General features: G+C 66.1%; 19 protein-coding genes and 2 tRNA genes. 10 read left to right on the top strand and 11 right to left on the bottom strand.

Annotated features, from left to right (window positions below; translation table 11 throughout):
* The first annotated feature begins 14 nt into the window (after positions 1 to 14).
* Entirely contained in the window at positions 15 to 1,061 is a 1,047-nt protein-coding gene (locus J2751_RS02715) for a PGF-CTERM-anchored ABC transporter substrate-binding protein (protein ID WP_209482935.1), read from the top strand.
* 50 nt (positions 1,062 to 1,111) lie between these two features.
* Here the strand turns inward: J2751_RS02715 and J2751_RS02710 are convergent, their stop codons facing one another.
* Entirely contained in the window at positions 1,112 to 2,335 is a 1,224-nt protein-coding gene (locus tag J2751_RS02710) for a pyridoxal-phosphate dependent enzyme (RefSeq protein WP_209483205.1), read from the bottom strand.
* 112 nt (positions 2,336 to 2,447) lie between these two features.
* On the opposite strand from J2751_RS02710, the gene J2751_RS02705 reads away from it, so the two are divergent.
* On the top strand, positions 2,448 to 3,758 hold the full coding sequence (locus J2751_RS02705; protein WP_209482934.1) for an NAD(P)/FAD-dependent oxidoreductase: 1,311 nt from the start codon (positions 2,448 to 2,450) through the stop codon (positions 3,756 to 3,758).
* A gap of 34 nt (positions 3,759 to 3,792) precedes the next feature.
* On the opposite strand, the gene J2751_RS02700 is transcribed toward J2751_RS02705, so the two are convergent.
* The 5 genes from J2751_RS02700 to J2751_RS02680 form a co-directional block, all read right to left on the bottom strand.
* Complete coding sequence (locus J2751_RS02700; RefSeq protein WP_209482933.1) at positions 3,793 to 4,128, bottom strand: 2Fe-2S iron-sulfur cluster-binding protein; 336 nt, start codon at positions 4,126 to 4,128, stop codon at positions 3,793 to 3,795.
* Positions 4,129 to 4,296: 168 nt separating this feature from the next.
* Positions 4,297 to 5,337: a zinc-dependent alcohol dehydrogenase family protein gene (locus J2751_RS02695; RefSeq protein ID WP_209482932.1), complete on the bottom strand. Its 1,041-nt coding sequence runs from the start codon at positions 5,335 to 5,337 to the stop codon at positions 4,297 to 4,299.
* A gap of 21 nt (positions 5,338 to 5,358) precedes the next feature.
* Positions 5,359 to 6,498 carry a sensor histidine kinase gene (locus tag J2751_RS02690; protein ID WP_209482931.1) on the bottom strand — a complete coding sequence of 380 codons (1,140 nt, stop codon included), beginning with the start codon at positions 6,496 to 6,498 and terminating at the stop codon, positions 5,359 to 5,361.
* Between the two features lie 282 nt (positions 6,499 to 6,780).
* Positions 6,781 to 6,854 (bottom strand) — tRNA-Ile (locus J2751_RS02685).
* 131 nt (positions 6,855 to 6,985) lie between these two features.
* Complete coding sequence (locus J2751_RS02680) at positions 6,986 to 7,648, bottom strand: FxsA family protein (RefSeq protein ID WP_209482930.1); 663 nt, start codon at positions 7,646 to 7,648, stop codon at positions 6,986 to 6,988.
* A gap of 169 nt (positions 7,649 to 7,817) precedes the next feature.
* Here J2751_RS02680 and J2751_RS02675 point away from each other — a divergent pair, with 169 nt between their 5' ends.
* Both J2751_RS02675 and J2751_RS02670 read left to right on the top strand, forming a co-directional pair.
* A complete protein-coding gene (locus tag J2751_RS02675) occupies positions 7,818 to 8,510 on the top strand; it encodes a DUF1405 domain-containing protein (protein WP_209482929.1) in 693 nt (230 codons plus the stop codon).
* Between the two features lie 71 nt (positions 8,511 to 8,581).
* Positions 8,582 to 9,628 carry an enolase-like domain-containing protein gene (locus tag J2751_RS02670; RefSeq protein ID WP_209482928.1) on the top strand — a complete coding sequence of 349 codons (1,047 nt, stop codon included), beginning with the start codon at positions 8,582 to 8,584 and terminating at the stop codon, positions 9,626 to 9,628.
* Between the two features lie 7 nt (positions 9,629 to 9,635).
* Here the strand turns inward: J2751_RS02670 and engB are convergent, their stop codons facing one another.
* Positions 9,636 to 10,256, bottom strand: a complete 621-nt coding sequence (gene engB / locus J2751_RS02665) for a GTP-binding protein EngB (RefSeq protein ID WP_209482927.1) — start codon at positions 10,254 to 10,256, stop codon at positions 9,636 to 9,638.
* Between the two features lie 136 nt (positions 10,257 to 10,392).
* Here engB and J2751_RS02660 point away from each other — a divergent pair, with 136 nt between their 5' ends.
* Positions 10,393 to 11,136 carry a 5-formyltetrahydrofolate cyclo-ligase gene (locus J2751_RS02660; protein ID WP_209482926.1) on the top strand — a complete coding sequence of 248 codons (744 nt, stop codon included), beginning with the start codon at positions 10,393 to 10,395 and terminating at the stop codon, positions 11,134 to 11,136.
* 88 nt (positions 11,137 to 11,224) lie between these two features.
* On the opposite strand, the gene J2751_RS02655 is transcribed toward J2751_RS02660, so the two are convergent.
* Positions 11,225 to 11,299: transfer RNA gene (locus J2751_RS02655), tRNA-Arg, on the bottom strand.
* Between the two features lie 218 nt (positions 11,300 to 11,517).
* Here J2751_RS02655 and J2751_RS02650 point away from each other — a divergent pair.
* Complete coding sequence (locus J2751_RS02650; RefSeq protein ID WP_209482925.1) at positions 11,518 to 12,120, top strand: RAD55 family ATPase; 603 nt, start codon at positions 11,518 to 11,520, stop codon at positions 12,118 to 12,120.
* 72 nt (positions 12,121 to 12,192) lie between these two features.
* A complete protein-coding gene (locus J2751_RS02645) occupies positions 12,193 to 12,615 on the top strand; it encodes a CoA-binding protein (RefSeq protein WP_209482924.1) in 423 nt (140 codons plus the stop codon).
* Positions 12,616 to 12,659: 44 nt separating this feature from the next.
* Here the strand turns inward: J2751_RS02645 and J2751_RS02640 are convergent, their stop codons facing one another.
* Positions 12,660 to 13,640, bottom strand: coding sequence for a PLP-dependent cysteine synthase family protein (locus J2751_RS02640; RefSeq protein ID WP_209482923.1), 981 nt, complete (start codon positions 13,638 to 13,640; stop codon positions 12,660 to 12,662).
* Between the two features lie 96 nt (positions 13,641 to 13,736).
* On the opposite strand from J2751_RS02640, the gene thrS reads away from it, so the two are divergent.
* Entirely contained in the window at positions 13,737 to 15,713 is a 1,977-nt protein-coding gene (thrS, locus tag J2751_RS02635; protein ID WP_209482922.1) for a threonine--tRNA ligase, read from the top strand.
* A gap of 285 nt (positions 15,714 to 15,998) precedes the next feature.
* Here thrS and J2751_RS02630 read toward each other — a convergent pair whose 3' ends face one another.
* On the bottom strand, positions 15,999 to 16,715 hold the full coding sequence (locus J2751_RS02630) for a class I SAM-dependent methyltransferase (protein ID WP_209482921.1): 717 nt from the start codon (positions 16,713 to 16,715) through the stop codon (positions 15,999 to 16,001).
* Positions 16,716 to 16,840: 125 nt separating this feature from the next.
* Between J2751_RS02630 and J2751_RS02625 the strand changes: the two genes are divergently transcribed.
* The gene (locus J2751_RS02625) at positions 16,841 to 17,638 is read left to right on the top strand and encodes an FAD-dependent oxidoreductase (protein ID WP_245202572.1); all 798 of its coding nucleotides are present in this window, start codon (positions 16,841 to 16,843) and stop codon (positions 17,636 to 17,638) included.
* Between the two features lie 72 nt (positions 17,639 to 17,710).
* Here J2751_RS02625 and J2751_RS02620 read toward each other — a convergent pair whose 3' ends face one another.
* A complete protein-coding gene (locus J2751_RS02620) occupies positions 17,711 to 18,883 on the bottom strand; it encodes a pyridoxal-phosphate-dependent aminotransferase family protein (protein WP_209482919.1) in 1,173 nt (390 codons plus the stop codon).
* 116 nt (positions 18,884 to 18,999) lie between these two features.
* Here J2751_RS02620 and J2751_RS02615 point away from each other — a divergent pair, with 116 nt between their 5' ends.
* The gene (locus J2751_RS02615) at positions 19,000 to 20,517 is read left to right on the top strand and encodes an ATP-binding protein (RefSeq protein ID WP_245202570.1); all 1,518 of its coding nucleotides are present in this window, start codon (positions 19,000 to 19,002) and stop codon (positions 20,515 to 20,517) included.
* The last annotated feature ends 50 nt before the right edge of the window (positions 20,518 to 20,567 follow it).

Here is a 20,567-nt window from a genome sequence, read left to right as displayed (position 1 = left end):
GCGTCATCGACTTGATGCGACAGCATTCCGTTATCGCGATGGCCGTCCTCGTGACGACCGCCCTCGTCGGCGGCGCCGCGGGCGTGGCCGCCGGCACGCAGCCGGCAGTCGAACAGCCGACGGTACACCAGTACGACGACGCGGACAGCTGTGCGTTCCCGGTCGAACTGACGGACGCGACCGGGACGGCCGTCACGCTCGATGAACGGCCGGAGCGGATCACGACGACGAACCCGTCGGCCGCCCAAACGCTCTGGGAGATCGGCGCACGGGACCGCGTTGTCGGCCTGACCCAGTTCGCGCTGTACCTCGACGGTGCCGACGAGAAGACCGGCGTCGACGCCGAGGGGCTCGGCGTCAGCATCGAGCGGGTCGTCGACACCGACCCCGACCTCGTGCTCGCACCGAACGCGTCGGCCGACCAGGTCGCTGACCTCCGCGAGCAGGGACTCACGGTCTACCACTTCCCCGAGGCGACCGACGTCGACGACATCGCCGAGAAGACGGAGACGATCGGACGGCTCGTCGGCGAGTGTGAGGCGGCCGCCGAGACGAACGCGGAGATGGACGACGCGGTGGCGGACGTCCGGGAGCGGACGGCAGCATTCGACCGCCCCGCCGCGTTATATCCGCTCGGCGACGGCTTCGTCGCCGCCGGCAACACGTTCATCGACGAGATCATGACGATCGGCGGAACCGACAACGTCGCGGCCGCCGAACACGAGGGGTACCCGCAGCTCTCGGACGAGGTCATCCTCGAAACGGATCCCGAACTCATCATCGTCAACGACGACGACGCGGCGATCCTCGACGAGGAGCCGTACGCCAGCACGACGGCGGGAGTCGACGACAACTACGTCGTGATCCCGGTCCACTACCTCAACCAGCCCGCGCCACGTAGCGTGATCGAGTCGACGGAGACGCTCGCGACCGCGGTCGAGGCGCTTCAGACCAGCGAGGAACCCTCCGCCGACGACACCAGTGCGGAGGTGCCCGGATTCGGCGTCGTCGCCGGCGTGATCGCCATGCTCGCCGCCGGACTGCTCGCGCGACGCGAGTAGGCCGCCAACACGTCGTCGTTGCTCGTCGGATCACGGCGTGGCCCGCGTTTTCAAATACCCTGTCCCATCAGGTGGCTTCGGAGCACGTCCGGCGTCTTGAGTCCGGCATCGCTGTTGACGAGAACGACCGTCTCGTCGCCCTCGAAGAAGTCGTCCTCCGCGAGTGCCCACGCCGCGGCGGGCGCGGCACCGCCGGTCACGCCCGTTTCCATCACTTCGTTCTGTGCGACCGCGACCGCGCTCGCGAGGATGTCGTCGTCCTCGACGCTCACGGCGGTTCCCCCGCTTTCCGTGACCGCCTCGATCGCCGCCGTCCCGCCCGCGGGGTCGGCGATCTCCAGTTCCCCGCAGATGGTGTCCGGCGTCGACCACGGCTCGGGCGCGTCGCGGCCGCGCTCGATCGCGGCGGCGATCGGCGCGCAGCCGGCCGCCTGTGCCGCGACCACCTTCGGAGTCGAATCGATCGCGCCGACGCGGGCGAGTTCACGAAATCCTTTATAAATTCCGGCGATGACCTCGCCGGTGCCGGTCGGGACGACGACGACGTCGGGAGCTTCGCCGAGGTCCGTGACGAGCTCGAACGCGACCGTCTTGATCCCCTCGTGGCGATAGGGCGTGGTGAACTCGTTCAGGTTCGTGTACTCCGTCTCCAGCTGTTCGTCGACCGCGTCCGCGGCGTCCGGGAACCGACCGCCGACGACGCGCATGTCGCCGCCGTGGACGTTCGTCATCGCCTTGTTCGAGAACGCACATCGCGAGGGGACGAACGCGTACGACCGGAGGTCCGCCCGACCCGCGTACGCCGCCATCGACTGTCCGGCGTTGCCGGGACTCGCACACGCGAGCGGCTCCACGTCGCCGCCGGCGGCCGCACGGCCCGCAACCGCGGTGAGCGCGACCGACATCCCCCTGTCGAGGACGGTCCCCGTCGGGTTCCGCCCCTCGTCTTTGACGTACACCGCGTCGACGTCGAGCTCGTCCGCCAGCCGATCGGTCGGAACGAGCGGGGTCGACCCCTCTCCAGCCGAGAGCGCGTCGGACGCGGGAAACGGCAGGAGCGCGTCGAACCGCCAGTGGCCGACGCCGGCGTGTGGACCCGCACTCGACCGGTCGAACAGCGTCGCGGGATCGACCGCGTCGTAGTCGTAGGTCGGGTCGAGCCCGCGTGCTCGCTCCTCGTCCGAAACCGTCGTCGGGTCCGCGGTCTCGTGGACCCGGCCCGACGCGCGACTCTCCAGCCCGCGAAACGCCTCCGTCGTCTCCGTCGTCTCCATACCGACCCTTGCGGCGGCGGCGACTAATCGCTTGGCTTCCCGGGTGTGAGTCCGATCCATGCCACGTCGCGTTCCGCCGCCGCTTATAATCGTTCGACCCGACGGAACGCGTATGGACGCAGACGTCATCGTCGTCGGCGGCGGCCTCGCGGGGCTGGTCTCGGCAACGCGACTCGCGGAGAGTGGAGCGGACACCGTCCTGCTGGAGCGGCGACCGACGGTCGGCGGCCGGGTCCGGACCCGCGAAGTCGACGGGTTCACGCTGGATCGCGGCTTTCAGGTGTTGTTCACGAGCTACCCAGCGGTCGCCCGCGAGCTCGACACGGACGCGTTGGACCTCCGCGCGTTCTCGCCGGGCGCGACGATCTGTCGGCCGGGATCGCGGGCCGTCCTCTCGGACCCGCTGCGCGAGCCGACCGCGGCGATCGAGTCCGCGCTCAACCACGAGATCCCCTTCTCCGACAAGCTCCGGACGCTCGCGCTGCGATACGATCTCTCGAAACGCGAGGAGAACGAGTTCTTCGCCGGCCCCGACGCGTCGATCCGGGAGTATCTGACCAACTGGGGGTTCTCGGCGGAGTACATCGAGAACTTCGTGGAGCCCTTCTACGGCGGGATCACGCTCGACCGGTCGTTGTCGAGTTCGAAACACGTCTTCGAGTACACGTTCCGCGCGATGGGTCGCGGATCGATCGCGGTCCCCGCCGACGGGATGGCTGCCATCGGGGACCAACTCGCGGAACGGGCTCGGGATACGGGCGTCGAGATTCGCACGGGCGAGGACGTGGAGTCGGTCGACGTCGGCTCCGGCGGTCGGTTCCGGCTCGGATCGGTCGGCCCCGCGGAGGGGGCACGCGTCGAACTCCTCGACGGGGGGACGCTCGACGCGAGCGCGGTCATCGTCGCGACGACCCCGCCGGAGGCACGGTCGCTGACGGGCGTGGAGTCGGTCCCGGAGGCAGGCGTCCCCAACGTCACGGCGTGGTACACGTTGCCGGAGGACGTCGAGTTCGAGACCGGGAAGCGAATCCTGCTCAATGCCGCGAGCGAGTCGCCGAACGCGGTGGTGCCGATGTCGGAGGTCGCGCCGGAATACGCTCCCCCGGACCGGGCGCTGCTCGGCGCGACGTTCCTCGGCGAGGACGCGCTCGCTCGCGACGACGCGGACCTGCTGGCGGACACCCGGGACGCCCTCTCGGCATGGTTCCCCGAGCGCGGCTTCGAGGGCCTGGAAACGGTCGACGTCGACCGAGTGCCCTTCGCACAGTTCGCACAGCCCCCGGGCGTCCACGCGGCACTCCCGGACGCGGACGACCCCGAGGGACCGGTGGTTCTCGCGGGCGAGTACACCGAATGGTCGGCGATACAGGGCGCGATGAAGAGCGGAGCGCGAGCCGCGACCGTCACCCGCGACTATTTATAAACGGCTCCCCGGTTCCGGTCGTCGATCGCGAAGCTCAGTCGTCGTCGGCCGCCGCTCGTGCCTCCGCGCCGGCGTCCTCTTCGGCTTCGATGCTCGGCGGGTACGTCCCGCGGTCGAGTCGGAGATCGGACTGGGGGCGGGCCATACAGGTGAGCGCGTACTCCTCGGCCTCCTCGTCGGTGAACCCGCGGGCGGCCGGCTGGGTTACGTCCCCGTCGAGTATCTCCGCCGAGCACGCGAGACACATTCCGACGCGACAGGAGTACTCCTGTGCGATCCCCTCCTCGATACAGGCGGCGAGGATCGTTTCCTTGTCCGACACCTCTATGATCTCGCCGGTGCCGACGAACTCGACGGTGTACTCGGTCATACCGCCGAGTACCCGCCGGCCAATCAAAAAGGGTTCCCCTCGATCCCGTCGCCGTCGCGGGGACGGATAGGATCGTCCGGATCGGGAACGAGTGCTGGCGGCCGGTCACGAGCTGCGTTCGGCAGACCGCGTCTCGTGGCCGATCGGGACGGTCGCGCTACGGCGGCGTCACGGTTTGACGAGCACCTTGATCGCCTCGCGCTCGTCCATCATGCGGTATCCCTCGCCGATCTCGTCGAGCGAGACCGTCTCGGTGAAGATCGGTGCGGGATCGAGCGTTCCCTGTAACACGTCGGCCATCAGTTCCTCGGCGTACGCCCGGACCGGCGCGACGCCACCCGCGAGCGTCACGTTGTCGCCGAACATGCCGAACACGTCGAGTCCCTCGTCCTCGACGCCGTACGGGACGCCGACGTAGCCGATCGTGCCGCCCGGCCGGACCGCGTCGATCGCGGCGTTCATCGCGCTCGCGGCACCGACACACTCCATCACGTGGTTCGGTCCCCCGTAGGTGAGTTCGCGTACTCGGTCGACGGCGGCCTCGCCGCGCTCGGAGACCGTCTCAGTCGCGCCGAACGACGCCGCGAGTTCGAGCCGGTCCTCGTGGTGGCCGACCGCGATGATCCGCTCGGCACCGAGTCGGCGGGCAGCGAGCACGCCACAGAGCCCGACCGCACCGTCGCCGATCACCGCGACCGTCGATCCCTCCTCGACGCCCGCGCTCACGGCCGCGTGGTGACCGGTGCCCATCACGTCGGTCAGGGGGAGCAGCGACCGGAGCGTCGACTCGTCGTCGGCGTAACGGTTCGGAACGCGGACGAGGGTGCCGTCGGCGTGCGTCGACCGAACGTACTCGCCCTGTCCGCCGCCGTTATCGCCGCCCCACGAGTCGCCGTTCTCGCAGGAGGTGTGGAGGCCCTTGCGACAGAACTCGCACTCGCCACAGGAGATGGCAAAGGGCGCGAGCACGCGGTCCCCGGGCGCGACCGAGGTCACGTCCTCGCCGACCGCCTCGACGATCCCCATCGGTTCGTGGCCGACCGGCGAGCCGGCGTCACGGTCGCTGTCACCCCGATAAAACCAGAGATCGGAGCCGCAGACCGCGGTGTGAGTCACGCGGACGATCGCGTCGGTCGGAGCCTCGATCTCGGGACGAGGTCGCTGTTCGACGCCGATGTCCCCGGGTTCGTTGAAGACGGCTGCGCGCATGAACGGACATACCGCCGCGCGTCACAAAAGGTCGGCGTCGTCCTCCGGCGCTCGCTCGGGAGGATCCGAGGCTGCGGGAACCGCCTCGGTTACCTCGACACGCTCGAACCCGACCTGAACGGCCTGGCCGTCCCCGATCGACTCGAACGCGAGGTCGGCGTCGGATCGGTCGACGACCCACCACACGAGCCACAGTCCGAGCCCGTTCGTGTGCCGCATCGAGGTCTCGTAGCCCCGCTGGAGGGTTTCGATGGTCTCATCGGGGATCCCCGGGCCGTCGTCCTCGACGCGGAGCGCGACGCCGTCTCCGACCGAGCGGATCGAGACCGAGACCCGCCGCGTGTCGCCCTCGTTGTGGATCACCGCGTTCTCGATCACTTCAGAGATGACGGCCTCCGTGAGTGGATGTGACCGTACTCGACACGTCTCGGCGACGGGCGCGTCGAACCTGGTGTTCGGATGCTCAGCCTGAAGCCGCTCTATCACGCCGTCAACGACGTCGACGAGATTTACGACCGCTTCTACGGGTTCGTCGGAGCCGCCGGAACCCATCACCTCGCCGATGTGGCGGGCGTGCTCGCTCACGGACAGCAGTCGGTCGACGTTCTCGGCCACGACGGCGGCGCTCTCCTCGCCGCCGTCGGCGCGCTTGCGCAGTAGCTCGACCCGCCCGTCGATGACCGTCATCGCGTTTCGAATGTTGTGGCGGAGAACGCGGTTCAACACCGTGAGCTGAGCGTTCGCCCGTTCGAGTTGGTCCTCCGCACGCCGTTGCTGTGCGTCGGTCAATCCCAACGCGAGCCCGAACACCGATCCGACCGACATCGCACCGATGACCACGACGCTCGGCCGCTCCATCGGCGGTCGGTCACTCATCCCGTAGGTGACGAAAAGCAGTGCGACCCCGCCGATCGTCGCTGCTCCCAGAACACTCCAGCCGGTGATACGGAGGGTGTACGACGGAAAAAGCGGCGACCGAGCTACCGGAACCGTTGCGGCGACCACGAGCGCGCTACACGTGATCGGCACGAGCGCACCGGTCACGATCATGGTGGGATCGCTCATCGCCGCCAGCGAGATCAAGTGGTATCCGAGGGGAGCGAGGCCGACGGCCGCGAGCAGTCCCAACTCCCCGACACATCGGACCCGTGTCATCCGCATTGATATCCGGTGGTCGACACCGGGGGATAACTATTATCGATCCGGTATCAAAATCGAGAACCAGAGACAAAAGCGGGTGAGAACGCCAACCGAAACGGAGCGATCTCATGTCGAGACCACCTCGGCTAACCCTGATCGCGGGATGGCGTGGACTACCGGCTCAAAATATTCCTGGACAATCCGCGAGAGCGGTCGCTCTTGAGTAGTAGAATACCGAAATTGGGTGGCTGGGGAGTCCCAGCCCACCAATCCCGCACGGCCAAAGACCGTGCGCGTCGTAGGTGGGCCAACACGGATTTGAACCGTGGACCTCCCGGTTATCAGCCGAGCGCTCAACCTGACTGAGCTATTGGCCCAGGTGAGCGCATTAGGTCGTTTCGTGGGTAGGATTTTAAGGGTTTCCTTTCAAAAGCGGGTCGCCGTCCGGCGGTTTTTCCGACGGATCGCGGGACCGAACCGGGCCGACCGCGGGACCGAGTTCCGACGGTCACTCCCCGCGTTTCTCTGACTCCCCGCCCTCAGTCTCGACCGTGTAATCCACGTCGACGACGTCGTCGCCCTCGTCTCCGGTTCCGGCGTCCCCCGAGAACCCGTCGGCGTCGTCTCCACCGTTTCCGCCGTCGTTCGGGAACCCGCCGGGGAAGTCATCGCCGCCGGGGAACCCCTCGCCGTCGAACTCGCTACCCCCGAAGTCGACGTTCCCGAAGCCGCCTGCGTCGCCGTCCCCACCCGGGAACCCGCCGATATACACGTTTCCGGTGGCGAACCCGCCCGTTTCGCGGTCGATGTACGGGACGACGACGTACTTTTTCACCGCCATCCGGATCGGGATCCGGGTGAGCGGGAGCGCGAGGAGAAAGCCGAGCGCGTCCGTCACTAACCCGGGCGTGAGCAGGAACGCGCCGGCAGCGATCAGGAGGCCGCCGTCAAGCAACTCGTCGGTCGGGGGTTGGCCCTGCGCGAGTTTACGTTGGACTCGCGCGAGCGTCGCCCGCCCTTCGGCACGCAACAGGAGCATCCCCAGAATCGCCGTCAACACGACGAGCCCGACGGTCAGGACCCACCCGAGCCGTGTCGCGACGAAGACGAGGAACAACGCGTCCACGAGCGGGACGACGAGGAGCAACGCGAGCAGCGTTCGCGGGCGCATGCCTCACGGTTTCCGCCCGGCACCCATAGCCCTTTTCGTCGCGGACGGTGGGCGCCGGGACAGGGGGACTCCGGTCCGGGACGACCTCCGACTGAGTCGCCCCCCGACGGGATCGCGCCGTATCGTCCGCGACCGCCACCGCTTTGACGGGCGGGTTCCAGCCGAGCGTATGGACATCGTCGGCGCACTCGGTCGCGAGCCTCCGGATCGCGAGTCGCTGCCGCGGTGGGTCGCCCCGTTGCCGAAGGCGGTGGAGGACATCGCCTACCGATTCGTCTGGGTCATCGTCGCCATTAACCTGCTGGGCACCGCGTTCGGCTTCTGGTACTACCGGTTCCAGTTCAGTCGACATCCGGTCGAGATGTGGGCGTTCATCCCTGACAGCCCGCTCGCGACGCTGTTTATTGCCCTCGCGCTTGCGTCGTGGGCGGTTGGTCGGTCGAGCGACACGCTCGCCGCTTTGGCCTTCTTCGGCAACATCAAACTCGGGCTGTGGACCCCGTACGTTCTCGTTGTTTTTTACCCCGCGTTCCTTGCGAACTCGGGGCCGGCGATGTACGCGTTCCTCCTCGTGAGCCACCTCGCGATGGTTGTGCAGGCGTTCGTGCTACACCGGATGACCGACTTCCCGGTCAAGGCGGTCGCGATCGCGGCGACGTGGTACACCGTCGATCTGCTGATGGACTACTTCATTCCGCTCGTCGGCGATGTCACCCACACCTCGATCCCGTACGCCAGCAGCACCCCGTGGTTCACGACCACGGTGCTTCAGGTCGCGGCTGCCGGGGCAGTGACGCTCACGATCGTCCCGCTGTTCTTCGCGCTCGGCACGCGTGTGGCGACGCTTCGGGCACGAAGCTAGGAGACGGAAGCCGTAGAACTCCTATCGCCTGCCGCGACCTCATTTAAGACAGTTCGGGACGACGGAGGTGTATGAGTGCTTACGAGCGGATCGCCGACCTGTCGGTCACGATCGAGTCGGTAGCCCGACGCCGACACACCGCCGACACGACGAGCGACTTCGAGCGAACGACCACGGAGTTCCGGCTCTCCGGCGACGGCGTCGTCGGCCGCGGCGAGGACGTGACCTACGAGACCGCCGACCACGACGCGCTCGCGGGGACGGACCCGATCGATATCGAGGGTGAGTGGACGATCGCGGAGCTGTCGGCCGCCCTCGACGACATCGACCTGTTCGCGACGAAGTCGCCCGAGCAGGCCGCCTCCCGAAACTATCGGCGGTGGGCGGTCGAGAGCGCCGCGCTCGACCTCGGACTGCGACAGACCGAGACTTCGCTCGGCGAGTTCCTCGGTATCGAACCCGAACCGATCCGGTTCGTCGTGTCGACGCGACTCGGGGATCCACCGACGACCGACCGAGTCATGTCGCTTCTCGACCGCAACGGGAATCTGGAGTTCAAACTCGACCCGACACCCGACTGGCCGGAGGAGGTGTTCGTCGAACTCCGTGAGACCGACGCGGTTCGGGTCCTCGATCTCAAGGGCTGGTACGAAGGAACCGATGTCGACGTCGAGGCTGACCCGGAGCTGTATCGTGACGTGCTCGCCGCGTTTCCCGCTGCGGTCGTCGAGGACGCCGCGTTCACCTCGGAGACGACGCCGATTCTGGAACCACAGGCCGACCGCCTCGCCTTCGATTACCCGATCGACGGCGTCGAGGCGATCGAGTCGCTCCCCGTCGATCCCGGGTGGTGTAACGTCAAGCCCTCGCGGTTCGGCACGCTCGAATCCCTGTTCGAGACGATCGCGTACTGCCGCGAGAACGGGATCGACATGTACGGGGGCGGCCAGTTCGAGCTCGCCAGCGGGCGGACCGCGATCCAGACGCTCGCCGCGCTGTTCTATCCCGACGCGCCCAACGATGTCGCCCCCGGGGCGTTCAACGACCCGAACGCCTCGCCGCCGTATCCGCGGAGCCCGCTGGCTCCTGACGACGACGCGGTCGGCTTCGAGGTTTAAAAAGCCGCTACGAGACGAACTTCAGCAGGTCGTCGCGGTTGTGCGCGTGGAAGCGCTCGCTGAGACAGTCCTCCAGCGCACCGATATCGCCCCGCTTCGCGCAGATCGGTGCGACCGTGTCCGACCACTGCTGCCACGGCGGGAACAGTCCGAGCCGATCGCAGATGTCGTCGAGCCGCTCGTCGAGGTCGTCGATCTTGTCGGTCTTGTTCACCGCGACGATCGGGTCGACGCCGACCTCCTCCAAAAACCCGAACATCTCCACGTCGTGGGGAACGTTTCCCCGTTCCGTGTGCCGATCGATGATGTCGACCGCACTCTTACCGTCGAGAACGACGACGCCCGTGAGGATCCGGTCGGCGTTATCCTCGACGTACCGGATCACGTCGGTTTTGATCTCCTCACGGCGGTCGCTTTCGACGCCGGACATGAACCCGAACCCCGGCAGATCGGTGAACATGAACGACTCGCTGACCCAGTCGTAGTGGTTCGGCTGACGGGTGACACCGGGTTTTCCGCCGGTAGAGAAATCGTGGCCCGTTAGCTCGCGCATCACCGTCGATTTGCCGACGTTCGACCGTCCGACGAGGACGACCTCCGCGTCGCGGTCCGGCCGGTCTTCGAACATACTCCTCCGTGGACGCCCGACCCGGTTAAAAGGCGCGTCGCGCCCGCGGTGGCGATGACGACCGAGTTCTTCCAAAGTGAGCCACTGGCCACTGTGCTCCCGGATCGTTTACGCGTCCGCCGGTCCGACTGCCGACATGGACAAGCAAACGGTCCGGGAGGCCGTCTGGGATGCGCTTGCGGACCGAGGCGAGGCGCGGTTCCCGTTCCCGCCACACGGACGGATCCCGAACTTTGCCGGCGCGTCGGACGCATGTACTCGACTTACGGAAACGGCGGCGTGGGCGTCGGCAACGACGGTGAAGGCCAATCCGGACGCACCACAGCTCCCGGTTCGCCGGGCCGCGATGCGTGCCGGAAAGACGGTGTACATGGCACAACCGCGGCTCCGCGATCCGAAGCCGTTCCTCCGCCTCGATCCCGACGAGGTCACCGACATCGACGAGGCGACGACCGTCTCGGGCGTGTCGAAACACGGCGTCCCGGTCGCTCCGGAGGCGGTCCCCCGAATCGACCTCGTCGTCTCCGGATCGGTCGCGGTGAGGACCGACGGCACCCGGATCGGCAAGGGTGAGGGATACAGCGATCTGGAGTGGGCGGTCCTCCGTGAACTCGACGCGGTCGACGACGGGACCACGGTCGCCACGACGGTTCACGAGTGCCAGGTCGTCGACAGTCCCGAGTCCCCGATCGATGACGTCGACGGCCTGCCCGGTCCCGACCGCCACGACGTGCCGATGGACTTGATTGTGACGCCGGACCGCGTCGTTCGACCGACCGGAAGCGCGGAGCGGCCGACCGGCGTCGACTGGGACCTCCTCGACGAGGAGACGCTGTCGGAGATACCGGTGTTGGCCGAACGTGCCCCGGACGAGTGTTGAGCAGCACGTGGACGCGTCGTTTCATACTGATAGCCGAACCGGCGACCGCTGAACGCGTGTCTCGGTCGCCGTTGAGTTCCGTAGTAAATGGGCGCTGCAGGATTTGAACCCGCGACAGCTTGGTCCGAAGCCAAGCACTCTATCCAGACTGAGCTAAGCGCCCGTACTCACGGATATTCCGCTAATGCTTTTAACTCCCGCGATCCGGAACGATATCGACGCGACCACGTCCCGACCCTGTTCACGGACGGCTGCCGGCCGCCGATCAAAAAGAATATTATTCGCACCGGAGATATTCTTGATAGCCGATGTATCCCGGTGGGACGGTACGTCCGTCGAACGCCTGCCACGAGTCCGTTCTCCGGCGTCCGAGGTACTCATATGTATGATCTACGTCCCCACCTCGACGCGGAGGTGGAACCGGGAACGAGTCTCCTGTTGACCGGACCTCCTCTCACCGGAAAGCGTTCGCTCGCGATGGACGTGCTCGCAGCCGGCACCGACGCGGGTGACGGCGCGATCGTCGTCACCACGAAGGACGGTGCCGATCGCGTCCTGAAGGACTACGAGAAACGTACCGGGTATCAAGGGAAGCCGGTCGCCGTCGTCGACTGTGTCACCCGCCAGCAGGGCGTCGGCGATGTCCGAGAGGACGACCGGATCAAGTACGCTTCCTCGCCCGTCGATATGACCGGGATCGGGATCAAGCTCTCCGAGTTCCTCCAAGCGTTCGGCGACCGCGGGATCGAGCGCAACCGGATCATGGTCCACTCATTGTCGACGCTACTGATGTACTCGGACCTCCAGACCGTCTTCCGGTTCCTTCACGTCTTTACTGGTCGGGTCCAGAGCGTCAACGGACTCGGACTGTTCAGCATCGACTCGACCGCCCACGACGATCAGAGCCTCAACACGCTCAAACAACTGTTCGACGGAATCGTCACGCTCTCCGAGGACGACGAACCCGAGATCCGACTCGCCTGACGACGATCCGTCGCAGTCCGTTCCGTTCGTCGCTCGGAAGGGTTTACGACGATCCGTCACGGAGTCGCATATATGCCTATCACTGATGACTCCGGACTGGTGCGTGCGCTCGAAGCCGAAACGGTCGCGGTCGTTGGCTGTTCGACGACGCCCGGAAAGGCAGCTCACGACGTCCCCGCGTATCTTCAAAAGCACGGATATCGGGTGATACCGGTCAATCCGTTCGCCAAGTCGATCCTCGGCGAACACGCGTACGACTCGCTCGGGGACATCGAGGCGGAGATCGACCTCGTGAACGTGTTTCGACCGAGCGACGAGGTTCCAGAGCTTCTGGACGTGGTCCGCGAGCGACACGCGAACCACGGCGACGCCGGGACTGCGTGGCTCCAACTCGGGATCAGCCACGACGAAGCGGCGGAGACCGCGGAGGCGGCGGGGGTCGACGTGATACAGGACCGCTGTATGAAAGTCGAACATCGACGGTTGATGGACTGAGGTTCGGCCGAGTTCGATGTCCGGAAGGCGGGTGATCTGCGGCCTCACCCGGTCCATTCCTCGAACGAGCGGTAGACGCCCTTCGAGAGGTAGCGTTCGGAGGAGTCCGCGAACACGGTGACGACCGCGTCGTGGGGCGCGTCGATCGTTCCGTCGGCGATGGCGCGAGCGACCTGCTTGGCCGCGATGGAGTTGGCGGCGGCGGAGGAGGCAACGAGCTGCCCCTCCTCGCGGGCGAGCCGAGCCATCTCCTCGTGGACCTTGCGGTCGGGAATCGCGTGGACGTCGTCGACGAGGTCCGGGTCGAACAGCTCGTTCGTCTCGATGTCGTGGGTCCCGATCCCTTCCGTTTTGTACTCCTCGTGGTCGACGTCCTCGCCGAAGAACTCCCGGTAGGCGGAGCCTGCCGGTTCGACGGCGACGACGTGTGTCTCGGCGTCCCGCTCGCGGAAGTACTCCGCCATTCCCATGAGTGTCCCAGCGGTGCCGCAGCCGGCGACGACCGCGCCGACCGCACCGTCGAGGGCCTCGTCGATCTCGGGGGCGGTGGTCGCGTAGTGGGCCTCCGCGTTGAGCGGGTTGGAAAACTGTTGGGGAACCACCGCGCCGTCCAGCTCCTCCGAGAGCTCGTGTGCGCGCTCGATGGCGTAGCCCATCCCGTCTTCGCTCGGCGTGTTGATCACGTCAGCACCGAGCGCGCGCATGAGCTGCTGTTTCTCGACGGAGAACCGTTCGGGAACGACGAAGACGGCGTCGACATCGAGCTGTTCGGCTGCGACTGCGATCCCGATACCGGTATTACCCGCAGTCGGCTCGATAACGGTTCCGCCGGGTTCGAGTGTTCCGTCCTCGAGCATGCGTTCGAGCATGTACTTCCCGATACGGTCCTTGATGCTCGCGCCGGGATTGAACGACTCGAGTTTCGCGTACACCGGGACCGCGTCCGGCGAGTCGTGAACCCGGACGAGGGGAGTCTCCCCGATGGTCTCCAACACGGAGGGGAGCGGCTCGCGGTGGTCGGTCATACAGTGGCAACTGTTGCCGGTCGGTTTGTGCCTTTCCATCCCGGGGATTCCGTGCCCGTGGTGGCGTGGCGGATACGGACGGATCGAACAACACTTATGCCGTTCGTCCGGCTTCCAAACGGTATGAGCGAGACCGATGCGCAGGCCGACGTGACGGTCGTCCTTCCGGACGGATCAGAACTCTCCGTACCGTCCGGGTCGACAGTCGAGGACGTCGCCTACGAGATCGGCCCCGGGCTCGGTCGCGACACCGTCGCGGGGAAGATCGACGGCGAACTCGTCGAGAAACACGCCGCCGTCCACGACGGCGCGCGGATAGAGATCGTCACCGACCAGTCCGACGAGTACCTCCAAGTGCTTCGGCATTCGGCCGCACACGTCTTTGCACAGGCGCTCCAGCGGCTCCGTCCGGAGGCGACGCTGACGATCGGCCCGTACACGGACGAGGGCTTCTACTACGACGTGACCGACGTCGACCTCGACGAGGACGACCTCCGCGAGATAGAGTCGGAGATGGACGCGATAATCGAGGCCGACTACGACATCGAACGCGTCGTTCGGTCCCGGGAGGACGCAAAGGAAATCTACGCGGACAACGAGTACAAACGCGAGATCCTCGACGAGGAGGCATCGGGCGAGACGGTCACCTTCTATCGTCAGGACGACTGGCAGGACCTCTGTCAGGGGCCACACGTCGAGTCGACGGGCGAGGTCGGGGCGGCGACGCTGCTCAACATCTCCTCGTCGTACTGGCGCGGCGACGAGGAAAACGACACGCTCACGCGGGTGTACGGTACCGCGTTTGCGAGCGAATCGGATCTTGAGGAGTATCTAGCGTTGCGCGCGGAGGCGAAAGAGCGCGACCACCGGAAGATCGGTCAGGAGATGAACCTCTTTTCGATCCCGACGGTGACCGGTCCGGGGCTCCCGCTGTATCACCCACCGGGAAAAACGGTGTTGAACGAACTGTCCGCGTTCGCGAACGCGCTCAACCGCGAGAACGGCTACGAGGAGGTCGAGACGCCACACGTCTTCCGGACGGAGCTGTGGAAGCAGTCCGGCCACTACGAGAACTACAAAGACGACATGTTTCTCCTCGACGTCAACGACGAGGAGTACGGGCTAAAGCCGATGAACTGCCCGGGTCACGCGACCATCTTCGATCAGTCCTCGTGGTCCTACCGTGACCTTCCGAAACGCTACTTCGAGAACGGGAAGGTGTACCGGAAGGAACAGCGCGGCGAGCTATCGGGGCTCTCGCGCGTCTGGTCGTTCACCATCGACGACGGCCACCTGTTCGTCCGGCCCGACCAGATCCGGCGGGAGATAGAGTCCGTCATCGACATGATCTTCGAGGTGGTCGAGACGCTCGATCTGGAGGTCGAGGTCGCTCTGGCGACGCGCCCGGACAAATCGGTCGGCGGCGACGAGATCTGGGAGTCCGCGGAGGACCAGCTCCGTGACGTGCTGGATTCCGGTGGGTACGACTACGATGTCGAGCCGGGCGACGGGGCTTTCTACGGCCCGAAGATCGACTTCGGCTTCGAGGACGCCCTCGGTCGCGTCTGGGACGGGCCGACGGTCCAGCTCGACTTCAACATGCCCGAGCGGTTCGATCTGACGTACACGGGCGAGGACAACGAGGAGCACCGGCCCGTGATGATCCACCGGGCGCTGTACGGCTCCTACGAGCGCTTCTTCATGGTGCTCATCGAGCACTTCGACGGCGACTTCCCGCTGTGGCTCGCACCCGAACAGGTCCGGATCCTCCCCGTCTCCGACGAGACGCTCGGCTACGCCCATCGCGTGAAAAACGACCTCGAAGACGCCGGCTTCCGCGTCGAAATCGAGGACCGCGATTGGACAGTCGGCCGCAAGATCCGCGCCGGCCACGACGACCGCGTCCCGTACATGGTCATCGTCGGCGACGACGAGCAGGAGGCGGGCACCGTCTCGGTTCGGGACCGCTTCGAGAACCAGCTCGGCGACGTCGACGTCGACGAGTTCCGCGACCACCTCGTCGACGAGCGCGACGAGAAGCGGACGGCCCCGGATTTCGTCGACGCGGAGTGAGGACGCGGACGCTCCGTCGAACCCCCCGTAGGGGGAACCGTTTCTGACTCGCCGGCGGTTCGGTGAGCGGTTTCGAAGCCCCAGCTGTTGGTCTCGTGAGCAACGTGAGCGGGAATCAAGGCCATCCTTTCGAGTCCCGCCCGCACGACCACCTCGGTTCGATCGTTCCGGGCCTCGACCGGCAGCCGCGAAACCGCGCCGCAGTACGAACGCCGGCCGCTCGCGGGAGTCTCAGCTCGCTCGGCACGCGCGAGAAGGCACACACCGGATGACCGGTCGGCCGTCCTACGCCTTCTCCAGTGCCGCCCGGTAGTGATGTTCGGAGCCGTCACCACGGGTCACGTCGGAGACTGTCCAGCCGGTCCCGACGGCGGCCTCACGTAGCCGATCAGGACTGAACAGTCGAAGCTGGAGGACGGGGTTGCGCTCGCCCTCGTACTCGAAGAACATCACGCGGTGCGCGAGCCCCGGCGTCGGGTCGTCCCGATACCCGATCAGCTCCGCGGTGTCGGGGTGGTCGGGGTCATAACAGTCGACAACGGCGGTTCCGTCGGGTCGGGTGACGTACGCCAGATCGTCGAGGAACGCGGAGAGTCCCCGCATCGACCCGGCGAGTCCGAGTTGGGTCCCGTTCGACAGCGCGGAGCCGAACCGGTCCCGATCGAACGTCTCGCGTAGCTCGAACATGTCACCCTCCCGCGCGTCCTCGACGCCGCGGTCGCGCATTGTCTCGACGAGCGCCGAACTGGGCTCGATGGCGACCGTCTCGAACCGCTCCTGAAAGAATAGGGCGTGGCGTCCGGTTCCTGCCCCGAGATCGACAAGCGGTCCTTGGAGATGTGACGCCAACCAGTCGTTCGTTCCAGTATTGGGATCGAACGGGGTGAAATAGAAGGACTCGATCGGGTGTTCGACAGACGCCTCGCCGTCGGAGTGATAGAGCGGCTCTGTCCGCTCGTCGCGGTAGTGGTCGCGGATCGCCCGGCCGAACGCGTCGGTCATGTCGGCTCTACCGGGAGCCATCACAAAAATCCCCTTCGAGGACCGGTACCGCAGTACAATCCGACCGATCTCGACACTCGTCACGCGTCGGCGGCGTTATGACGACGGGCCGGTTGTGGGCGAGCATGGAGTACGATGTCGTGATCGTCGGCGGCGGAGTCGCGGGGCTGTCGGCGGCTACGTTCACTGCGAGAGCCGAGTTGGAAACGCTCGTTCTCGACGCGGGCGGGTCGCTGATACGCCGAAACGCACATCTGGAGAACGTTCCCGGCTTCCCGTCGGGCGTCAACTCGCGGCAGTTCTCGGACCTGCTGGTCGAACAAGCGGAAAACGCGGGCGCGGAGCGCAGAGAAAGCAGAGTGACCGCGGTCGAGCGAACGGACACGACGCGCGACGACGGTCCAGACGGCGAGAACGACGCGAACAACGCGAACAACGCGACCGACGCGAACGACCGACGTTTCCGGGTCCAAACGACGGACGACGACCGCGTCACTGCCGAGTACGTCATCGCCGCCACGAAAAACGAGACGGCGTATCTCGACGGGATCGACGGGGTCGGCCTGATCGATCGCGGAAAGGCGTTCGTCGACACCGACGAGCGCGGCCGCACCGGCGTCGACGGACTATACGCGGCCGGACGCTTGGCGGAGAAGCCGCATCAGGCCGCGGTGTGTGCGGGCCACGGCGCTGAGGTGGCGGTCACGCTGTTAGAGGACGACGACCGACCGTTCTATCACGACTGGGTCGCGCCCGACGGGTACTTCACCGATCGCGGGCGGGAGGTCCCTCCGGGCTGTGAGGAGATCGACGACCCAGAGCGACGACGACGCGAGGCTGATTCGCTTAAAACGATGCGTGAGCGGTTTTCCGAGCCGCATCCGGGGGATCAACCCACACACCCGAGTTTGCGCGAGGAGTGATCGAGCGGTCGGGAGAAGCGAGTCGGTACCGATCTAGACGACCTGTGAGAACCCGCCGTTGATCCGTCGTCGCTACCCTTCGAACCCCTGTGTCGCCAGCGCGTCCTCCAAGGCCGCGAGCAGGTACTCGACGTTTTTCGGGCGTGCGGAGTGGCCCATACAGCCGATCCGCCACACGTCGCCGGCGAGGTCACCGAGGCCGGAGGCGATCTCGAGGTCGTACTCGGCGAGCAGGTGGTCGATGACGGCGCTGTCGTCGACGCCCTCCGGTACGCGAACCGCGTTGAGACTGGGGAGCCAGTACGCGTCGGGGGCGTTCATTTCGAGGCCAAGTTCGCGAACGCCGGTTTTCAGGTCCTCAGCGACGCGTCGGTGTCTGTCCCAGCGCTCCTCGATCCCCTCCTCTGCGACGAGCCGAAGGGCTTCTCGGAGCGCGTACACGTTCGTGATCGGGGCGGTGTGGTGATACGAGCGGTCGTCGCCCCAGTACCCCTCTAAAAGCGAGAGGTCGAGGTACCAGGACCGCGGATCGGTCTCGCGGTCGAGCACCTTGTCCATCGCCCGATCCGAGAGGGTGAGGGGGCTCGCGCCGGGCGGACAGGAGAGGCACTTCTGTGGGCCCGAGTAGGCGGCGTCGATGTCCCACTCGTCGACACGGAACTCCACGCCGCCGAGTGAGGTGACCGAGTCGGCGATGACGTACGCGTCGTGGTCGTGTGCGATCCCGGTCAACTCGGGGACGTCCGGCTGGAGAACCCCGGTCGACGTCTCAGCGTGGACGAACCCGAACACGTCCGGTTGGTGTTCGTCGAAGGCGCGCTCCACGTCGACCGGATCCAGGGGCTCGCCCCACGGTGCGTCGACGGTGACGACGTCGCCGCCGGCGCGCTCGGCCATCGACGCCATCCGCCCGCCGAAGTAGCCGTTCGTCGGGACCAAGGCGGTGTCGCCGGGTTCGACGAGGTTGCCGATGGCGGACTCCATCGCCGCGGATCCGGTGCCTGACACCGGGATCGTCCATCGGTTGTCGGTTCGGAAGGTGTATCGCAACAGCTCCTGTACCTCGTCCATGATCTCGACGAACGAGGGGTCGAGATGACCGACGAGTGGGGTGCTCATCGCGCGAAGCACGCGCGGATGGACGTCGCTCGGGCCGGGGCCCATTAGGGTGCGGTCCGGCGGCGTCAGTTCGCCGACATCCGGCGGTTGCTCCCGCGCGGACACTCCGGTTTGACGGTCAGCCATACCGATCGGTCATGAGGGTAGCATAAAAAACACGACGGACCGAGTGTCCTGAATCCGACGCTTCGCGGTTCACGTCATCCACCGGGATGAAGTACCTTGCCGTACTACGCTTGGTGATGACTGACGTTCCGTCCGGACTGGGTTCGGATGACTTTGAGACCATCCTCAACCGGATGGGAGATGGGTTCTTTGCCGTTGACACCGAGTGGCGCCTTATTTACGCAAACGACCGCGGTCAGGAGATACTCCGTGCGGCGATGGCCGACGAGGTACTCGACTCTGTAGACGACATCGAGGGACTCCACTTCTGGGACTCGATCCCCGACGCGGTCGACACGGAGTTCTACGAACGATATCACGACGCGATGGAGACGCAAGAGGACGTCTCGTTCGACGAGTACTATCCGCCACTGCGGACGTGGTTCGACGTGCGTGCGTTTCCGTCCGACAGTGGACTCTCCGTCTACCTCCGCGACATCACGGAGGAACGGCGGCTGGAGCGCCAGCGACGGGAGAGCCTCCATGCAATTCAACGACTGTACGCGGTGTCGTCTGACCGGGAGCTGTCGTTCGGGGAGAAGATCGACGCGCTGCTCGAACTGAGTCGCGAGTACCTAGACCTCCCGAATGGATTCCTCACGCATATCGACGACGGAACACAGCACGTCGAGCGGTCCCGAGCGGATCATCCGGACCTACAGGCCGGCGAGAGCTGCCCGCTCGACGAGGCGTACTGCCGGCGAACGATAGAGATGGACCAGCTTCTGACGGCCGCGAACGCGGTCGAGGAGGGCTGGGACGGGGATCCGGCTCACGATCGGTTCGGGCTCGGGACGTACATCGGCGGCCGGGTCGAAGTCGACGGAGAGCTGTACGGAACGCTGTGTTTCGCGGACACGGAGCCGCGCGAGGAGCCGTTCACCGACACGCAGCGGACGTTCGTCGAGCTGTTGACTCGATGGGTCAGCTACGAACTGGAGCGACAGCACGCACAGCGGCAGATCGAACGGGAGCGCGACCGCCTCGACGAGTTCGCGAGCGTGGTGAGCCACGACCTCCGGAACCCACTGAACACGGCCAAGGGGCGATCTGAACTGCTTTCGGGAGAGTGTGACAGCGACCACCTTCCGCCGATACGTCGCTCGCTCTCGCGGATGGATACGCTCATCGAGGATCTCCTCGTGTTGGCCCGTGACGGCGTCCGGGTCGAGGAACTGACTGCCGTCGATCTCTCGGATCTCGTGAATGACGCGTGGATGACGACGGATCGGGCGGGCGCGACGGTCGAGGTCGACGTCAACGAGCTTCGGATCTCCGCCGACGAGTCTCGACTCCGACAGCTCCTCGAGAACCTGTTCCGGAACGCCGCCGAACACGGCGGCGACTCGGTCTCCGTTGCGGTCGGGAGACTCCCAAGCGGGAGCGGTTTCTACGTCGAGGACGACGGGCCGGGGATCCCGGAATCGGAGCGAGAACGCGTGTTCGAGACCGGCTACACGACCACGACCGACGGGACCGGATTCGGACTCAGTATCGTCTCTGAAATCGTCGCGGCCCACGAGTGGGAGATCTCCGTGACCGACGGGCGCGAGGGCGGAGCCCGGTTCGAGATCACGGGCGTGGAGATCGTATGAACTAACGGCGGCTCACCGTCGTTCAATTCAGTAACCCCGTCTACCCCGAG

This window comes from Halorubrum alkaliphilum, from assembly GCF_017873815.1.
In the GTDB taxonomy this organism is placed as follows: Archaea; Halobacteriota; Halobacteria; order Halobacteriales; family Haloferacaceae; genus Halorubrum; species Halorubrum alkaliphilum.
Note: the sequence above shows the minus strand (reverse complement) of the source record. Positions and strands in the feature narration are given on the sequence as shown.

What these genes read in the sequence shown, in the direction of transcription:
- J2751_RS02690 (WP_209482931.1), bottom strand. Translation starts at nt 6,498, where the DNA reads ATGCGGATGACACGGGTCCGATGTGTCGGGGAGTTGGGACTGCTCGCG.
- J2751_RS02705 (WP_209482934.1), top strand. Translation starts at nt 2,448, where the DNA reads ATGGACGCAGACGTCATCGTCGTCGGCGGCGGCCTCGCGGGGCTGGTC.
- J2751_RS02650 (WP_209482925.1), top strand. Translation starts at nt 11,518, where the DNA reads ATGTATGATCTACGTCCCCACCTCGACGCGGAGGTGGAACCGGGAACG.
- engB (WP_209482927.1), bottom strand. Translation starts at nt 10,256, where the DNA reads ATGTTCGAAGACCGGCCGGACCGCGACGCGGAGGTCGTCCTCGTCGGA.
- J2751_RS02625 (WP_245202572.1), top strand. Translation starts at nt 16,841, where the DNA reads ATGGAGTACGATGTCGTGATCGTCGGCGGCGGAGTCGCGGGGCTGTCG.
- J2751_RS02700 (WP_209482933.1), bottom strand. Translation starts at nt 4,128, where the DNA reads ATGACCGAGTACACCGTCGAGTTCGTCGGCACCGGCGAGATCATAGAG.
- J2751_RS02660 (WP_209482926.1), top strand. Translation starts at nt 10,393, where the DNA reads ATGGACAAGCAAACGGTCCGGGAGGCCGTCTGGGATGCGCTTGCGGAC.
- J2751_RS02695 (WP_209482932.1), bottom strand. Translation starts at nt 5,337, where the DNA reads ATGCGCGCAGCCGTCTTCAACGAACCCGGGGACATCGGCGTCGAACAG.
- J2751_RS02640 (WP_209482923.1), bottom strand. Translation starts at nt 13,640, where the DNA reads ATGACCGACCACCGCGAGCCGCTCCCCTCCGTGTTGGAGACCATCGGG.
- J2751_RS02630 (WP_209482921.1), bottom strand. Translation starts at nt 16,715, where the DNA reads ATGACCGACGCGTTCGGCCGGGCGATCCGCGACCACTACCGCGACGAG.
- J2751_RS02645 (WP_209482924.1), top strand. Translation starts at nt 12,193, where the DNA reads ATGCCTATCACTGATGACTCCGGACTGGTGCGTGCGCTCGAAGCCGAA.
- J2751_RS02615 (WP_245202570.1), top strand. Translation starts at nt 19,000, where the DNA reads ATGACTGACGTTCCGTCCGGACTGGGTTCGGATGACTTTGAGACCATC.
- thrS (WP_209482922.1), top strand. Translation starts at nt 13,737, where the DNA reads ATGCCGTTCGTCCGGCTTCCAAACGGTATGAGCGAGACCGATGCGCAG.
- J2751_RS02680 (WP_209482930.1), bottom strand. Translation starts at nt 7,648, where the DNA reads ATGCGCCCGCGAACGCTGCTCGCGTTGCTCCTCGTCGTCCCGCTCGTG.
- J2751_RS02670 (WP_209482928.1), top strand. Translation starts at nt 8,582, where the DNA reads ATGAGTGCTTACGAGCGGATCGCCGACCTGTCGGTCACGATCGAGTCG.
- J2751_RS02620 (WP_209482919.1), bottom strand. Translation starts at nt 18,883, where the DNA reads ATGGCTGACCGTCAAACCGGAGTGTCCGCGCGGGAGCAACCGCCGGAT.
- J2751_RS02715 (WP_209482935.1), top strand. Translation starts at nt 15, where the DNA reads ATGCGACAGCATTCCGTTATCGCGATGGCCGTCCTCGTGACGACCGCC.
- J2751_RS02710 (WP_209483205.1), bottom strand. Translation starts at nt 2,335, where the DNA reads ATGGAGACGACGGAGACGACGGAGGCGTTTCGCGGGCTGGAGAGTCGC.
- J2751_RS02675 (WP_209482929.1), top strand. Translation starts at nt 7,818, where the DNA reads ATGGACATCGTCGGCGCACTCGGTCGCGAGCCTCCGGATCGCGAGTCG.